Source organism: Nocardia sp. CS682 (genome assembly GCF_004634405.1).
Lineage (GTDB): Bacteria > Actinomycetota > Actinomycetes > Mycobacteriales > Mycobacteriaceae > Nocardia > Nocardia ninae.
This window is the reverse complement of the sequence record NZ_CP029710.1, coordinates 3,447,724-3,463,354: the sequence shown is the minus strand read 5'-3', so window position 1 is coordinate 3,463,354 and position 15,631 is coordinate 3,447,724. Positions and strand designations below refer to the sequence as shown.

Below are 15,631 nucleotides of genomic sequence, written 5' to 3'. Positions count from 1 at the left end.
ATTCGATGCCTCCAGGAATCCGAGTCCGAATGCGGGGTTGGTTGTCCCTGCACCCGTTGACACCGCGCTCCTGGCAGCTTTTCAACAACCGGACACAACCCTTTCTGCGTACCTCTCGGGAGAGGACGAGACAGAACGGCCCAAACGCACAGTTGATATGACAGCGCGCGTTGTGGTTCTGTCCGCGAACTGTGATGTCAGTTGTTCGCGAATCCTGTTGACGTGTCACCACTTACACCACTTCGAAGATGATGTTTACGAATGACGACGGCGGGGACCAGACTCCGCGCGCCCTTACCGGCTCCTCGAACGCGCGGGGTAATGCCGATGATGATGCGATTCCTAGGTCCAGTCCTCCGCAGGCCCCTTAGCAGAGGAGAGGCAGAGCCATCCCGGGCTAGCCCTGCTCGTTTTCCCCTGCGTGACGGCGTAGGTCGCTGAGGGCTTCAAGGGCTCTGGCTTCTCCGCTTTGGTTGTCGATCTCGTGGTAGAAGGAACGGGCTTCTTCAAGCATGTCGGCGGCCTCGCTGTAGTCGCCGGTCTCGCGGCACACGATTCCAAGTTGATGGAGGGCATTGGCCTCTCCAAATCGGTAGCCGAGCTCGCGGTACAGCGAGCGGGCTCGTTCGAGCATCTCAGTGGCCGCGGCGAAGTCGCCGGTTTCGCGGCGCAGTACTCCAAGGTTGCCGAGGGCATTGGCCTCACCGAGGCTGCTGCCGAGCTCGCGAGACAGCGTAAGGGCTTGCTCGAACAGTTCTGCGGCGGCGTCGTAGTCGCCGGTTTCGCGGCGCAGTACTCCAAGGTTGCCGAGGGCATTGGCCTCACCGAGGCTGCTGCCGAGCTCACGAAACAGAGAAAGAGCTTGTTGGAGCAGATCGGCGGCTGCGGCAAAGTCACCTCGGGCGGAGTGCAGTGTTCCAAGGTTGCCGAGGATAGCGGCCTCTGTGAGCTGGTCGCCGAGCCTGCGGGAGAGAGAAAGCGTTTGCTCGAACAGTTCTGCGGCGGCGTCGTAGTCGCCGGTTTCGCGGCGCAGTACTCCAAGGTTGCCGATGACCTTCGCTTCTCCGGGCAGGTTGCCGGTCTCTCGGTAGAGGGAAAGTGCTTGTCCGAACCGGTCTGCAGCCTGGAGATAGTCGCCGGTCTCGCGGCACACGTTGCCAAGGTTGCTGAGGACAGTGGCTTCTCCGACCCGGTCGGCGGTCTCTCGGTAGAGGGAAAGGGCCTGTCTGAACCGTTCTGCGGCGGCGGAGTATTCGCCGGTGAGCGAGCACACGAGGCCGAGGTCGGCGAGTGCGTTGGCTTCTCCGGTGCGGTCTTTAAGGCTTTGGGCTGTGGCGGCGGCTTGTTGGTGCAGGCGCCGTGCCTCCCGCCAGGGCCCGTCCCGGACCAGTAGTCCCGATATGGCTCTGGTCAACGCCATCGCCCACACGGGATTCCGGCCGATGGTGTATTCCAAACACGCCAGAAGGTTGGGCCGCTCGGCACGAAGCCATGCCAATGCCTCCTGTTGGCATGTAAACGTTTGTACAGCAATAGGTTCGGTCGGCTTGGCTGCCCGCTCGGTGTCGTTGACGGTGTTATGACGGATGGGGCGCAGCCATCGGTCGGCGTTGGCCGCGGTGCGCAGGTAGTAGTCCAGCAGGCGATTTACTGCGATCTCGTTCTGGACCTCGTTGTCGGTCGATACAAGGGTGCGGGCGTAGTCACGCAGCAAATCATGTAGCCGGTAACGGCCACGCATAGTCTCACCGAGGAGATGGTGGTCGGCGAGAGCACGCAATGTCCGCGCTGCACGGTCAATATCTACTCCGGCCAGTGCCGCGGCCACGTAGGCATCCAGGTGCGGCCCTGGGTGCAAGGCCAGGCGGCGGAACAGCAGCTGATCCGAGGGTGGTAAGTCCTGATAAGACAGGTCGAACGCGGCGCGCACTGTCTGTTCGTAGTTGTCGAGTTCGGCCAGTCGGTCCGTGGCCGACTGGATCTCCCTGACCAACTTGTCGAGGTCCGTGATCGTCCAGTTCGGGTGATGTGCCAGGCGAGAGCCCATCAGCATGATCGCCAATGGCAGGTATCCACATAAGCGAGCGATTAAGGACATCGCTCGCCGTTCCGCGTCGTCTGTGGGTACACGGCCTGCGACAGTGCTCAAGAGTTCCGCAGCCGACTTGGCGGCCAGCACGTTCAGTGACAGTGGTCGTGAGTCGGACAGACCGTCGATGCGGCGTCGGCTGGTGACCAGCGTCAGGCACGTCCGCCCCGCGGGCAACACAGACTCGACCTGCGCCTTATCCGCGGCATCGTCGAGCACCAGCAGGATCCGTTTGTCCTTGGTCCAGTTTCGCCACATGGCGCGACGATTGTCTGGTTCGTCGGGGATATGGCGCGGATCGGTACCCACATCTACCAGCAACTTGGCCAGAACATCGCTCGGTTGCTCGTGGTCCCGACCTGGAACATGAGCAGACAGATCGACGAAGAACTGGCCATCGGGATATCTGTTTGCTAGCCGAGCTGCCGCACGCAGGGCCACGGTGGTCTTACCGACCCCTGCCATCCCGACGATTGTGACCACCGACGCCCCCGGTCCGGATTCTGCGGACCGAAGTATCTGCTGCAATTCGGCCTCACGACCGACTGGCGTGATGGCCGCAGGGAGACTGCTGGTCACCGGCTGCCGTGGCAAATCCGGCGGGTTGCTCGGGTGGTGTTTTCCTGTGTCGCCGGGAAAGATCGTGACCGTAACAACACCATGCTCGACTGCCACCATGGGGTCTGGTGAGCCGACAGCGTGGCAGTCGCCGACAGCGCGAGGTAGCCCTGCTCCAACGGATTCGACCAGCTTTGCCCAGGTGAGAACAAGGGCAAGGCGGAAGTTGCGCGATTGGGAATGCTGCTGGAAGGTGGCCAGTGGTACCTGGCCCTCGGACACCGATTGCCGGGCACCCCAGGTGCCCGGGTTGATCACTTCGATTCGATCGTCGAACACGTGAACCTGCACGCAGACGTCGTGGCGTGCGTAGTCGCGGTGCACGACCGCGTTGGCGATGACCTCCCGCACGGCGATCATCGGAAACCGGTACACCGGCTCGCTGTAAGCGCTTGCCGCACTGGGCATCTCACCAACCTGCGACCATTGGGCTACGAAATCCCGTGCACCGACGATGAGCTCGGGGACAGTTCCATGCAGCTCGTGGCTGGTAATCGAATCGGCCTTGAGAGTCCCGTGAAACCGTACGCAGCGAACCATCGCGTCGGCCAGCAATGCGGTGGGGTTCTCGCCGAACAGCAGCACGCCAGCCAGGGTCGGGTATCCGTCTCGCATTAGCCCCGCACGGCGAAGGAACGCATCTGATGCCAGGTCCGGAGGTAACTTGGCGGCCATCTCGTCGCGCATCCCCTGACGGAATTCGTGTATGTGACTCGGACTGAGCTTTGCCCCTTTTACCGTCTGTTCCAGAAACGATGTGCCCTCATCGAACTCAGCGGTCGGCACATCAGTTCGGGCCCGCTCCGCAGTGCTGGTGTCGGGACCTACGGTGGCCTCCATGGAGCTGCTGTCGGGGGACCGCCGAGCGATAGCGGTACTGCCTGCGCCGTCATAATTGCGATGCGGCTTGTGGCCGTCGAACTTAGCGTTAGCCAGATATGCCCAAAGGTCATCGAGGTCGACCTGCAGATCGCCGTTGCGGTCCACTGCATAGCTGATCAGACCGTCGGCCAATACTTTGGTAAATGGGCTCGGATCGCAGTTGGCATCGGCGTCTTTGGCCCGATCCGTTGCCGACGTCGCGGCGATGACGTATCGTCCCGTGCCCGACAACTCTTTGGTGAGTTCGTTCGCACCTTTGAACCCACCGCTATAGCAGCAGTCCAGGATGATGATCTTTACCTGGGCGCGACATTTCGAAATGATCTTGGCCAGAACCGTTCCGGACACAGCAGTCGCATAGGGGCTGTTGACTCGAGTGTTGACAGCACACAGATACAGCTCGCCGAAACTGCTGTAACCGTGGCCGCTGTAGTAGAACAGCAGGACATCATCCGGCTCCGCTTTGCCGAAATGTTCCTCGATCTCGGCGATGATCTCCGCAGACTCGGCCTCAAGTAGAAGCCGTAACTCGCTGCGCTCGAACATTCCCGACGCGAGATCGGTCAACGCCTCGCTCAACACCGTGCCGTCGACCTTCGGGCCTCGTAACTCAGCCAGGCTCGTCGAGTCCTTGGGGAACCGTGAATTACACACCAGCAGAGCGCGATACATGCGACCCTATCGAAGCCACGATGAACTGCACGAACTGCAAGCAGCTTAGCCGGAAAGGCTGACCATGGTGCCCAAAGCGGAAGCCAAACTCACAGCACAGCTGGATGGCCTCTCTCCCGACCATCCCGCGGCACTCGGAGCACGTGAGGAACTCCTTGCCGATCTTCGCTCCGTGCCCGGCCTCTATCTTGAGGAACGAGGCGTCGCCGAGCATGAGGGCAAGGGTGTCCTCCAGGAGCTGGTCATCGGATTCGGCGGTGCTGCCGGGTCGCTCGCTGGGCTAGTGAAGATTCTGCAACTGTGGCTCAGCAGAGACCGGCATCGGTCGCTGACAGTCTCTGTCTCCCAACACGGAACGGACAAGACGGTCATCATCGAAGGGGAGAACATCTCGATGGACGCGCTGACTGAAGCGCTCGGCTCGGCGGCCATCGAACCCGACAGTCAGCCGAGATCCTGACTGCGCTGAGCAACGCCGCACACAACGGGCGCGCCGAACCGCCGAGCGGCGCGGTACGCCGTGGGCCGACTCGTTGAGGCCAAAAGCATCTAGCGCGTTGCGAAAAGGGCACCTTCAAATATCGCACATCCGCCAGTCAAAGCACCGGAATAGCGACAGCGCTTTCGGGCTGACCGAGGCTGTGTATCAGTAACCAGAAGAGCCCGATGGCGGGTGGGGTACAAACGTCTCGCTCTCCTAGTAGCCGACTACCGGATAGATTTCTTACCTTCCGCGAGCATGTCCAGCGAACATACCGAGAACCATCGGCAAGGTGATGTGGGATCGGTAAGGTTAGACGAGTGGCGCGGGCCTAGCGGCAGTGCCAACTCGACGAAGGGCGCCGATCATGCTCGGCGGAAGGTGGAAACCTGACATGGCCTTTCAGGGCAAAACGAAGCGGGTGGTTTCGCAATTCTCCTCACCGGAGGAGTTGTATCTGAGCGGCACGCTGCCGAGAACGACGGAAGCGGTGGACTCGCTGTGGCTTCATCAAGGCGACGTCATCCGAGCCTATGCTGAGAATCACCAGAACACGGCCGACCTGGCACTGGAACTGCCAACCGGCACCGGCAAGACGCTGCCAGGGCTGCTGATCGCCGAGTGGGTGCGCCGTAAGGCGGAGGGCCCTGTCATCTACGCCACACCGACTAAGCAGCTGGCGCGGCAGGTGGCTGCGACGGCGCAACGCGAAGGCGTTCCCAACGCGCTGCTGATCGGCACCGCTCGGAACTGGGACGCTGTCGACGAGTCGGCCGTCGAGGGTGGCGAAGTGATTGGCATTACGACTTACAGTGCCGTCTTCAATAGCAGGCCGAAGCTTCCCGGGCCGCGGTTGCTGGTCTTCGATGATGCACACGCGGGCGAGCAATTCGTCGGTAACGAGTACGGCGTCAACATTCGGCGACATGAGAGCCCGGCGGTCTATGCGACGATCCTCGAGCCACTGAAGCCGTTCTTGTCGGGGTTGCAGATCCAGCGACTTGAGGGGGCGCCGGATCCGGGTGCTCATCATCAGGTGCGTCTGATCCTGCCAGCTGTCGATGCGGCCGCCTTGACGAAGCTTGACGCTGCATTGGCTCATCTTCCGGAACCGCATAAGTATGAGTTCGCCATGATCCGCTCGGGTCTGGCGGCCTGCTGCGTGTACCTGTCTTACGGCGGTATCCAGGTGCGCCCGATAATCCCGCCGACCTTCGAGAACCGCGTGCTCAACCGTGCCCGGCAGCGGATCTACCTGTCGGCCACGCTGGGCTCGGGTGGTGAGTTGGAGCGGGCTTTCGGCCGGCGCGAGATCATCCGGATGCCGCTTCGGACCAATACGCCGCCACGTTCTGGCCGGCGCATGTTCGTCTTCCCGGATCTGGTCAAGGGTGGGGACGCCGCCGGAGTGACCAAGCGGATCATCGGTCTGACCAACAAGGCTTTGGTGCTGAGTCAGCAGACGGTGACTAAGGCTGAGGCCGCTGCTGCGGCGCTCGCTGGCGAGGGCGTCCCGGTATTGGGCCGCGAGATTCTTGAGCAGCAGGGTCTCGATGTTTTCGCAAAGGCGCCGAGCGGTGTGCTAAGTCTGGCAAATCGTTACGACGGCTTGGATCTGCCGGGCGGTTCTTGCCGGATCGTGGTCCTGTGCGGGAAGCCGGATGCGGTAGGTTTACAGGAACGCTTCCTGAGCGAGAGGGCCGAGTCCAACGCAGCCCTGGCAGAGCGCCTGCGGACGCGCATTGTGCAGGGCGCGGGCCGGTGCACGCGCGGCCCGAATGATTACGCCGTGGTTGTCGTGCTCGGCTCGGACATTACGAAGTACTTCAGCCGGCCCGACAACCTGAAGGCGCTCGAACCTGAGCTCCAGGCTGAGGTCGAGTTCGGCTGGCAAAATAGCAAAGCCGCCGACCCGGACGAGGTCATCGCGAACGTAGAGACATTTATCGCGCATGACACGGAGTGGCGCGAGCAGGGTGAGCCGATGGTGGCCGAGTTTCGCCAGGACGCCGTGAAGGTCGAGTCCCCGGCGGCGGATGCCCTTGGCGATGCGGCTGCGCTGGAAGTCGAAGCGTGGCAGCTGGCCTTTGGTGGGGACTGGATCGGCGGCAGTGAGAAGCTGCAGGAAGCGGTGCCACACGTCGGCCCGGAGGCGACGCGTGGCTATCGGGGCCTGCTGCTCTACATCGCCGGGGTGTGGCTCTACCTCGGCGCGCAGGACGAGACGCAGCGCGCCCGGGCCCGGCAGCTTGTGCGGGACGCGGCGCTAGCGGCTAATCGCTGCACGTGGCTCAAGGAGATGCGAGATCTGCCGGGTACCGAGGAGGTGCCGTTGGTGGCTGTAGACGTCGTGGCTGTCAACGCGATCGTTGCGCGCCTGCGCGGTCAGCTCCGTCCCAAGCAGGTGAACACCGAGCTCACCGGAATGTCGGAAGCGCTCGCTCAGGACAGCGCCACGGTCTATGAGGTCGGTCTTACGACCCTCGGTTCGTTCCTCGGAGCTGAGGCATCTAAACCGAAGGGGCAGGGGCGCTGCGATTCCGCGTGGGTGTGGGGCACCGCTCTGTGGATGACGATCGAGGCCAAGTCGGAGGAGCACGACGACGGACTCCTTCCGCTCAAGGATGTCCGCCAGGCCAACACTCAGCTCGACCAGTTGGCGGCGGATCGGGGAATGGACCATCCACCGGCAGGTAGCCCGGCGATCATCGTGTCGGATCGGCTGACTGTCGATCCGCAGCACGCACCGGTAGCGAACCCGAACGTCTATCTGACCTCGACCGCTGTCATCGAAGAGATCAGTGGCGACGCAGTGACCGTGTGGGGGGATCTGCTGTCGACGGCTGCAGGGATTTCCTCGGAGCATGCCCAGCGACAGCACGTTCGTTCCGTCATGACGGAGAACGGATGTCTGCCGAGCCAGGTGATCGACCGCCTTACCCAGAACAGGATCCGTCCCGGTGACTAGACATATTTCGTGGACCTAGGGCTCGCTACCCGAGGCGGGGTGCTCGACTGTAGGGAGCAGTTCTAAATCGCACTCATCAATGCTGACTTCAGTCAGCGCGAGTGAGCGATAACGGCTCCCCTTTAGTGTCAAGTAGCAGTTGGTAGTTCGGTAAGCTGGTGGATGGCGGGTCCGGGTTGTGGCTTGTCCGAGGGATCGGCATGCGGGGTCGAGCCGGTCGCGCAGGAGTCAGGATGCGCCCCCGATTGCCCTCCCGGACTTGCCTTCTCGTTGCGGTGTGCATCGGCGAGCATCCGGCTGTAGATGACGTTGGACAAGCGTCGTTTCAGGGAGCGAAGCGCTCCTTGGAGGTCTTGCCCTCAGCGTTCTTCTGCTTGACATAGTCACGCCCGCCGCCGTAACCGCACTGTTGAACGACGGCCATGATGTGCAAGACCCGGTTGATCTTGCGGTTTCCGGTCCGAGAGAGCCGATGCCGTTTCTGATCTCCCGACGATGCGTCCAAGGGCGCAGTGCCGTTCCAGGATGCGAATCGGTCTCGGGTAGCGAAGCGGCGAATATCGCCGACATCGGCGAGTAGCCTGGCCGCGCCAGCCGGGCCGATGCCGGGCAGCTCCATCAGCGTCGAACCGGTCGCGGTGACCAGGTATCGTAATTCCTTGTTCGCGGCCTTGATCCGGGCGTCGATGACTTCGAGATCGGTGATCAGCTCCAGCACTATTCGTCGTCGGATTTGTGCCGCGGAATCGTCGACCGTGCAGGTCTGGACCAGGGTTCGGGCCTGGCCTGCCGACAGCCAGCGTTTGGCGCCGCCGGGCACCAGTTCCAACAGCAGTCGATGGAGCCGATTGACCGTTTCGGTGCGAGCACGGCCGAGCTCGTCTCGCCGATCGACCAGCATGCCCAGTGCCACCAGCTCCGGATCGGCCTGCACCCGGCGCAGGTTCGGTGCTCGCAGTGCCGCCAGGGCGATCGAGTGCGCATCGCCCGGGTCGGTCTTGCGGCCGTTGCCGGTGGCGAAGACCCGTACCTGCGCCGACAACTTCGCCGGCACGTCGATCACGGTTTCGCCGTCGTGCACCAGGCGGTGCGCCAGATGTCGGCCGATGCCGTTGCAGCCCTCGATGGCCCACACCCGATCCGGGAAACGTTCTATGGCAGTGAGCATTTCGGTATAGCCGTCGGTGTCGGTGTTGTAGCGTCCGGTGGCCAGGATCTTCGCGTCGTGGTCGATGACCTCGATGGTGGCCGAGCGTTTGTGCGGGTCGGTTCCGATGATGACCGGCAAGAGAGTGTTCCTTCCGCGTGCGAACGAGTAGGTGTCCGTGCGGGAAGGCACCGCTACTTCGAGCTAGGGCACGCCCCTTTTCAGCCACGCCCGCACGGCACCCGGTGGGACGCAAGCCATTAAAGAGCCACACCAAACTCAGGTGGGCAGCCGCTGGAGAGCCTCCCGCCGGGCACCTGGACCCGATCCTGGCCGGGAACGGGCCCTGCCGCCAATGCTAAGTAGCCGCTGAGTGTGCATTCGCCGGAGCCCACCGAGCAGTGCCGTCGGCGTTCGTGGATAACGTTTTCCAGCTGAATCACGGTGGCCGTCGCGATTGGTGGACAGCAGCCGTCACACATGACGGACAGAGTCACGCATTGTTGGTGATCCGTTCGAGGTATCTGGAACGGTAGCGAATACGACGTAGCTGATCCCGCTGGCGATGATGCAGGTGAAGTAGCCGATGATGAAGGCAAGCACGGCGGGGAATGCACAGGATTGCGGCGATGCCGAGGCCGGTGAGCGCACCGGCCGCGAGGCCGTTGGCAACCGGGTCGTGATTCTGCGCGTCCGGGTTGGTCGCGATGGGCTTCAGATCGCCGGTGGCGGTGACGTTCTTCAGCTCAGCGTCGACCTTCGGGGTGATCAACGGGGTGACGACCAGAGTCTTCCCGTCCGGGGAAATCTGCGGAGCCAGCGAAATCGTGTTGCCCGCAACCGTCTTCATCGACATCGGGAACTCGGTGACCTTCGCACCAATGGTGGATTCCACGTTCACCACCGCCGAGTCCGGGGTCAAGGTGAACTTGCCACTGTTCAGCTCGGTGGAGATGGACTTCAGGTCAGAAGCCGTGGTGGTCTTGAATTCGACGCTTTGCTCGTTACCCGTCGCCGACAGGCTATCGGCCCAGCGTGTCTGCTGCGCGGTGTAATCCGTCGCCGACGCCGTACCCGCGTTGGCGAGTGTGGTCATCACCGCGAAAGGCAAAACTACGGTGAGGACCTGACGGCCTGCACGCATGACAGTCTTACGAAACATTATGGCGCGACCAGCCCGACTCCACCGTCCAGCCAACGCAATCAGGAAACACGCTCTCGCAAGCGCAGTGGTCCGCGAGGAAGTTGGAACGTGCCCGGACCGTGGGAGTCGACCCGGGCGCAGTTCTGGCGAATCGGCGCGGGACTACAGGGCGCGGACCCGCCGAACAGGTGAGTCGCCGCCAGGGCTCGCATTAGCGGGCAGCCGCCAGGTCGTCTGGTCTTCTTCGGCAGAATCACTGTCGATGCCGGTCGCGCAGATCACGACCGCTCGTGCCGCCTCGGCCAGTGTGGGGTAGTGCATGCCCGTCAGCTGGCCTGAGGTGATGTAGACGGCGCTGGTGTGGGGGTCGAGTACGGCGTTCGTGCGCTTGTTCGCGTAGATCGCGAAGATCGGTACGGCGCAGGGCTCTTCGGGAGTGCGGGCGGTGACCAGCCGTTTTGCTTCGGCAGCGATGTCGAGCCACAGCTCGATACTGTCGGAGGCGTGCTCGCTGGAGCAGAACACATGATGTAGCGCATCAGCCAAGGCGGCAGGTGGTGAAACATGTTGCTGGACATCAGGTCTGAGTATTCCCAATGGCTCGGTGCTGGATTCGTGCGGGCGAGTGTTGTTGCCAGCTGTTTCTTTCCGTGTGCTCATCGCTGATCTCCTCTGAATTCCAGGACAACCGCCCAACGGTCGGAGCCGATACTCGTTTTCGCGGTGACCGTGTCTTCGCCGAGGTGGTCGGTGATTCCGCTGCCGGGGTGCCGTGCCCAGGCCAATGCTCGTTGTTCGGCTTCTGTGGCGCTGGCGGCGTCGATAGCGACCACGAGGATCGGATCGGTTTCGGGGTAGTGGGGAATCCGTTCGGCGTGCCAGCAGTCCGGTGGTACGTCGGGCAGTTCGCCGCCGCTACTGGGTCGCAGAGCCGGGAGTGGGCTCATGGCCGCGATCTTTGCGGCGGCCTGGTTGTAGTAAATGCGGCCGTCGGGCAGCCGCAGCCCGCCGTCGTCGGTTACGATCGCGGTGGGACCAGTCCCGCTGTCGATCTTCACGCCCGGTCGCAGAATCCCACGATTGACCAGATCGGCGATGCGTGCGCGTGGAACGCGCGGGAACCGGAACCGGCCCTTGCCGAAGTCGTAGTCGAGCTGCCAAATGCGGGCGCAGCACAAGCAGATCGAGCCTTCGCGGTGGTCGCAACAGCTCGGGATGCGGACCCGGAACCTGACTTCACGCACGTGCTGGAATCGTTGTCCGGTGCTGGAGTCGGTGTAGGACTCATCGAGGTGCGCGATGAGGACTTTGCCGCCTTTGCCCTTGTCCTGCTTTGTGATTGCGGGTCGGTCAGTGTCAGCAGTCCCGGGTGAGGAGGTGTTGTCGGTGATCCTGTTGTCGGGGTTATCGTTCTTCGTCATCCGTGGTCTCCTGCCGTCCGGGCGCTCGCACCGAGGGCAGTGTCCTCCGGGGCAATCAGGGCTACGGTCCAGCGGCGGGGGCCGATGCGGTCGAGGGGCAGTGCGTGCCAATCCTGTACTGCCGGTGTGTGGTCTTGGATCCAGGTGATGGCGCGAGCGGCGGCGTGTCGGCGGTCATAGGCGGTGATCGCGATGACGATCACGTGGTCGGCGGCGAGTGACGTGGCGGGGATGTTGAGCTGTTGGACGTCCCCCAGATCCGGCATCGGGCAGGTTTCGGTTTCGGGTTGTTCGTCGTGGGGCGGTTCTTCGACCTCGTCCTGGAGGGCGTTGGCGGCGGCCCCAGGGTTTGCGTAGACCCGGCCGTCGGCCAGCATCAGCCCGTCGTGGGTAGCGACCGCCGACACACCCGACGTGTCCAGGAGTATCAGAGGGTCGCCCGCTTCGAGTTTCCCGGTGGTGATCAGGTCAGAAATGGTGGGGCGGCGATCGATTCGCGCGAAGGGGAACGGGTCGTCGAAGATGTAGTCGCACTGCCAGCCGGTCGCGCATTCTATGCAGATGGTGCCGCCCAGGTGCAGGCATTCCCCGGTCGGGACCACCACGAATTGAACGAGCCTGATCCGTTGGATGAGGACACCGGTCTCCATGTGCGTGTAGGACTCATTCAGTCGGGCGGTCAGTATCTCATTCATGACCTCGCCTCCGAATCGCATTCGACACCCGCGACGGCAGGGGGGTGACGAAGAATCCGCCGCCGCTATAAATGGCGTTGTTCGCAGCGCAGGCGCTGGTGATGTTGTCGCGGCCACCGCGTGCGAATGCGTCTTTGTATGAGCCGTAGGCGATCAGCAGCCAATGGTGGTGTGTGCGTCTCGCACAACCCGATAGTTCACATGTCGCACCGATGTGGAGGGGTGCATCTACAAGATATCCTTGTTCGCGTAGTGCTATCGCTACCGTCCCAACACTGTCGGGTCCGGGGCCGTAGATCAAGTGCGCATAGCTGGGCATCGCAACAACCTCTCTCTGTCCAAGGGTATTAGGTTTAGTCCGTGTGTTTTCCTGTCGCGTGCGTGTGGTATCGAAATATCTGCCGCATCCGATGCCACAACTGGGCGGTCCGCGTCAGGTCGTGGCGAGGCGAAATTTCTTCGGCGCGGTCGAGGTCTGCGTTGCGATGCCGGTTTCGGTGAGTTTCACCAAGGCGTTGTGCACGGCGCCACTTGAGCGCTCCAGCGCCTTTCCGATTTGGTGGGGGGTGAATTCTCCGTCCGGGTTGTCGCGTAGGTGATCTTCGACTTGTCCGCGCAGCGCGCCGGGTGCCAGTTTCTCGGGCTTGTCGGCGCTGGCACTGCCGTCGCCGTCGCCCGATTCGGTATCGGTGGTCGGGTCTGTTGCTGGCTGTGACGGGGTTTCCGGGCCGGGTTCCGTGGTCGCGTCATGGTCCGGTTCGGGGATTTCCGTGTTCGGGCCAGCGGTGCCGCAATCTTCGGCTGTGTCGTCGCTGGATTCGGTAGCGGAGGCAGTGGTTTCGGGTTCTAGGAAGATGGTCCATCGGTCGGATCCGCGTGCGTTGGTGCGGTGTAGGCGTTTGACGGTGCCGGTGGTGGACCATCGGGCCAGGATTCGGCGGGCGGTGGATGCGCCGATGCCAGCGATGTCAGCCAGTTCGGCGGCGGTGGTTTCAGGGTTGGCTTCCAGTGCCGCCCGCAAAGCGTTTTCCGAATCACTTCCGGTGATCGTAGGGATTGTGGTGGCGGACATGACTACTCCAAGGTGTTGGTTGATGGGTTTGTCATGTCCCGGCCGGGACGATTAGCCCCTGGTTGCGCTACCGGCTGTGTGGGCACACCTATATGGACGCTCGATTTGCAATGAAATGTCAAGCGGTCGTCAAAACAAGACACCTATCTTGTTTAAAAATGCCCCTTGTGCAGCGTCGACACGTTTCAGATTTGGTTCGCCGGCGGTCGATTCCACGGCAGTGTCTCGGTGAAGAGGTGTTCGCGTTGCCATTCGGAGACACAGTGCGGGCAGAGCGTGTCGGTGTGTTTACATTTCGCCGCCGGGGCGAGGGGTATCTCTACCTCGTCCAACCGGAAGACCATTTTGTTGCTGCCGGGCGGGGTGTATGAGCAGTCGTGTAACGCGCTGACGGTTGTCTTGTTACGCATCGACCTCTGGCCTTTCGCGGCGAAGAATTGAGAGGGCCCGATTTCACGCGGGGAGGTTGGTGGGGCGAGTGGCGCCGAAGTAGTCGTCTCCCAGGTAGCGGTAAGGCTCTATTTGTACGGGCTGGTTGAATGTGGGGGCGTTGATCATGAGCCCGGCTCCGAGGACTATTCCGACGTGGTGGATGTCGGTGGCAGTGCCGTAGTAGACGAGATCTCCGGGCTGGAGGTGGTCCTCGAGGACCGGCATTCCGGCGTAGAACTGTTCGGCCGCGGTGCGTGGTAACCCGATTCCGGCGGTGGCGTAGGCGGCTTTGGTCAGCCCCGAGCAGTCCCATCCGCCCTCGGCTGGCCCGTCACCGCCCCACACGTACGGCTGCCCCAGTTGCGCGCACGCGAAGGCAATGGCGTTGTAGGCGTAGGGGTTCGATGCCTGGATGTCGTAGCAGTCTCCACCAGCGGCGGGCTGGTGATGCTGGTAGCGCGCGGCTTGCTCGAGGACCTGGGTGACATACCAGTCGGCGTGGTTGTAGGCGAAGATCGCGGCGTACAAGTCGGTGGGTGCGCCGGAGTCACATAGGTAGAAGGCGGCGGCGTGGATGGCGTCGGAGGCGTCATAGCGCGAGGGCGGGCTCGCACCGCCGGGCGGCATCGGATGCCGCGCGACGACTGCGTCGAAGGTGGGTGCCAGGAACTGCATCGAGCCACCGGCACCGGCGAAGTTCTCCCCCGCTGCCACTCCGGGCAGCGGGGAGCGGCCGTGGTCGGATTCGACCTTCCCGATCGCAGCCAGCACTGTCCAGTCCAGCCCGGGGCACACTGTGGCGGCACGCTGATAGAGCACGAGTCGGTCTGCCGGGATGTCCGAGATCGGCTCTGTGCTTGGGATTTTGCCGCCACCGGTCTGAGGTGCGATGGTCTCTGTGTGGCTGAAGGCGACGACGGTGGCGGTGACCGCGCTTATCACGACTGAGGCGAATGCCACCGAGACACCGCCGAAGCCAAGGGCTTTCGCGATCATCGTCGATCACCAACTCGCGGTGGCGTCGGTGACGGGGCGTCGAGAACGGCGCGTGTACCCGGGGCCGCGGCGGTGCTCGCCTGGGCGGTGATGGCCGAGGATTCAGTCACTCGGGGCCAGACCTCGGCGAGCTGGTGGAGTTCGAGCCGTCCGTGGCCGGTGTGGTCGAGGGGCAGCCAGACGCGCTCGGCCGGGCTGAGATGAGCGCTGGCGGGGTCGAGCAGATCGGCGGCGGCGGTGGCGACCGGCACCGAGGCAGGGTCGTCGAGACTGTTCCACATTCGGGTCAGGGCGTGGCGGGCGTCGATCTCGCGGCGATGGGTGGGCACCCACAACAACACCGGGGTGACGATGCGGGTTTGGCGGGCGAGTTCGGCGTAGCCGGCGAGCTTGCCGGCGACGTCGCCCAGTGCCATGGTGGCGAGGTCGAACTCGAGCAGGAAGTCGACCCGGGCACCGGCGCGGGTCCAGCGGCCGTAGCCATCGGGCCGCACGAGATCGCCCCACAGCTGCGCGCACCGTGTCTCCGACCACCATGCCAACAGTCGGCTGTCGTCGCGGCGTTGTCGGATGGCTGGGGCGGTGAGGGAGGTGAACCATTCGTTGACCCCGATGGTGTGGGCCAGTCGCAGGCTCAGTGCGATGCGGGCGGTGCGGTCGCGGCGGTAGCCCAATTCCTTTGCGCCACGACCGACTTCGGCGGCCAGAACTTCGACTCCGGCGGGGCTGAGGACGTAGTGGTCGGGGAAGCTTCCTACGGTGCGCTGGGGCCGGAATTTGTCGACGACCCCGAAACGGCGGTGCAGCTTGAGCATGCGACGCCGCGCCACCGGTGCCGAGTCGAAGCCGAGATTCGTGATCTGGGCTGTGGTGAGGACCTTGTGCTCATGCAGCATCCGCAGCAACCATCGGTCACGCTGGGTCAGCTGTCCGGCTAGCCCTGCCAGTCCACACCCGCCGGGGCGGCGGGTGCATGGGCGCATATCGGTGGATCGAGTCGGTTTGACGATCATC

General features: G+C 63.2%; 11 protein-coding genes. 2 read left to right on the top strand and 9 right to left on the bottom strand.

Translation table 11 applies throughout. The annotated features are described in order from the left end of the window. Window positions 1-397: 397 nt before the first annotated feature. Entirely contained in the window at window positions 398-4,261 is a 3,864-nt protein-coding gene (locus DMB37_RS15600) for a tetratricopeptide repeat protein (protein WP_135233346.1), read from the bottom strand. Window positions 4,262-4,325: 64 nt separating this feature from the next. Here DMB37_RS15600 and DMB37_RS15595 point away from each other — a divergent pair, with 64 nt between their 5' ends. Beyond that, the gene (locus tag DMB37_RS15595; RefSeq protein ID WP_135233345.1) at window positions 4,326-4,721 is read left to right on the top strand and encodes a hypothetical protein; all 396 of its coding nucleotides are present in this window, start codon (window positions 4,326-4,328) and stop codon (window positions 4,719-4,721) included. 415 nt (window positions 4,722-5,136) lie between these two features. Next, window positions 5,137-7,710, top strand: coding sequence for a DEAD/DEAH box helicase (locus tag DMB37_RS15590; protein WP_167768854.1), 2,574 nt, complete (start codon window positions 5,137-5,139; stop codon window positions 7,708-7,710). Between the two features lie 325 nt (window positions 7,711-8,035). Here DMB37_RS15590 and DMB37_RS15585 read toward each other — a convergent pair whose 3' ends face one another. The 8 genes from DMB37_RS15585 to DMB37_RS15550 form a co-directional block, all read right to left on the bottom strand. Beyond that, window positions 8,036-8,998, bottom strand: a complete 963-nt coding sequence (locus tag DMB37_RS15585) for an IS110 family transposase (protein ID WP_206055257.1) — start codon at window positions 8,996-8,998, stop codon at window positions 8,036-8,038. Window positions 8,999-9,350: 352 nt separating this feature from the next. Next, a complete protein-coding gene (locus DMB37_RS15580; protein WP_135233343.1) occupies window positions 9,351-9,956 on the bottom strand; it encodes a hypothetical protein in 606 nt (201 codons plus the stop codon). Window positions 9,957-10,163: 207 nt separating this feature from the next. Continuing rightward, the gene (locus DMB37_RS15575) at window positions 10,164-10,661 is read right to left on the bottom strand and encodes a hypothetical protein (RefSeq protein ID WP_135233342.1); all 498 of its coding nucleotides are present in this window, start codon (window positions 10,659-10,661) and stop codon (window positions 10,164-10,166) included. Next, window positions 10,658-11,422 carry a hypothetical protein gene (locus DMB37_RS15570; RefSeq protein WP_135233341.1) on the bottom strand — a complete coding sequence of 255 codons (765 nt, stop codon included), beginning with the start codon at window positions 11,420-11,422 and terminating at the stop codon, window positions 10,658-10,660. The genes DMB37_RS15575 and DMB37_RS15570 overlap by 4 nt, the downstream gene beginning before the upstream one ends. Continuing rightward, a complete protein-coding gene (locus tag DMB37_RS15565) occupies window positions 11,419-12,117 on the bottom strand; it encodes a hypothetical protein (RefSeq protein WP_135233340.1) in 699 nt (232 codons plus the stop codon). Before DMB37_RS15565 ends, DMB37_RS15570 begins: the two co-directional genes overlap by 4 nt. A gap of 433 nt (window positions 12,118-12,550) precedes the next feature. Further along, window positions 12,551-13,189, bottom strand: coding sequence for a hypothetical protein (locus DMB37_RS15560; RefSeq protein ID WP_135233339.1), 639 nt, complete (start codon window positions 13,187-13,189; stop codon window positions 12,551-12,553). 453 nt (window positions 13,190-13,642) lie between these two features. Next, a complete protein-coding gene (locus DMB37_RS15555; protein WP_135233338.1) occupies window positions 13,643-14,617 on the bottom strand; it encodes a bifunctional lytic transglycosylase/C40 family peptidase in 975 nt (324 codons plus the stop codon). Continuing rightward, window positions 14,614-15,630 (bottom strand): replication-relaxation family protein, encoded by a 1,017-nt coding sequence (locus DMB37_RS15550; RefSeq protein ID WP_167768853.1) that lies wholly within the window; start codon window positions 15,628-15,630, stop codon window positions 14,614-14,616. The genes DMB37_RS15555 and DMB37_RS15550 overlap by 4 nt, the downstream gene beginning before the upstream one ends. Between the last annotated feature and the right edge of the window lies 1 nt (window position 15,631).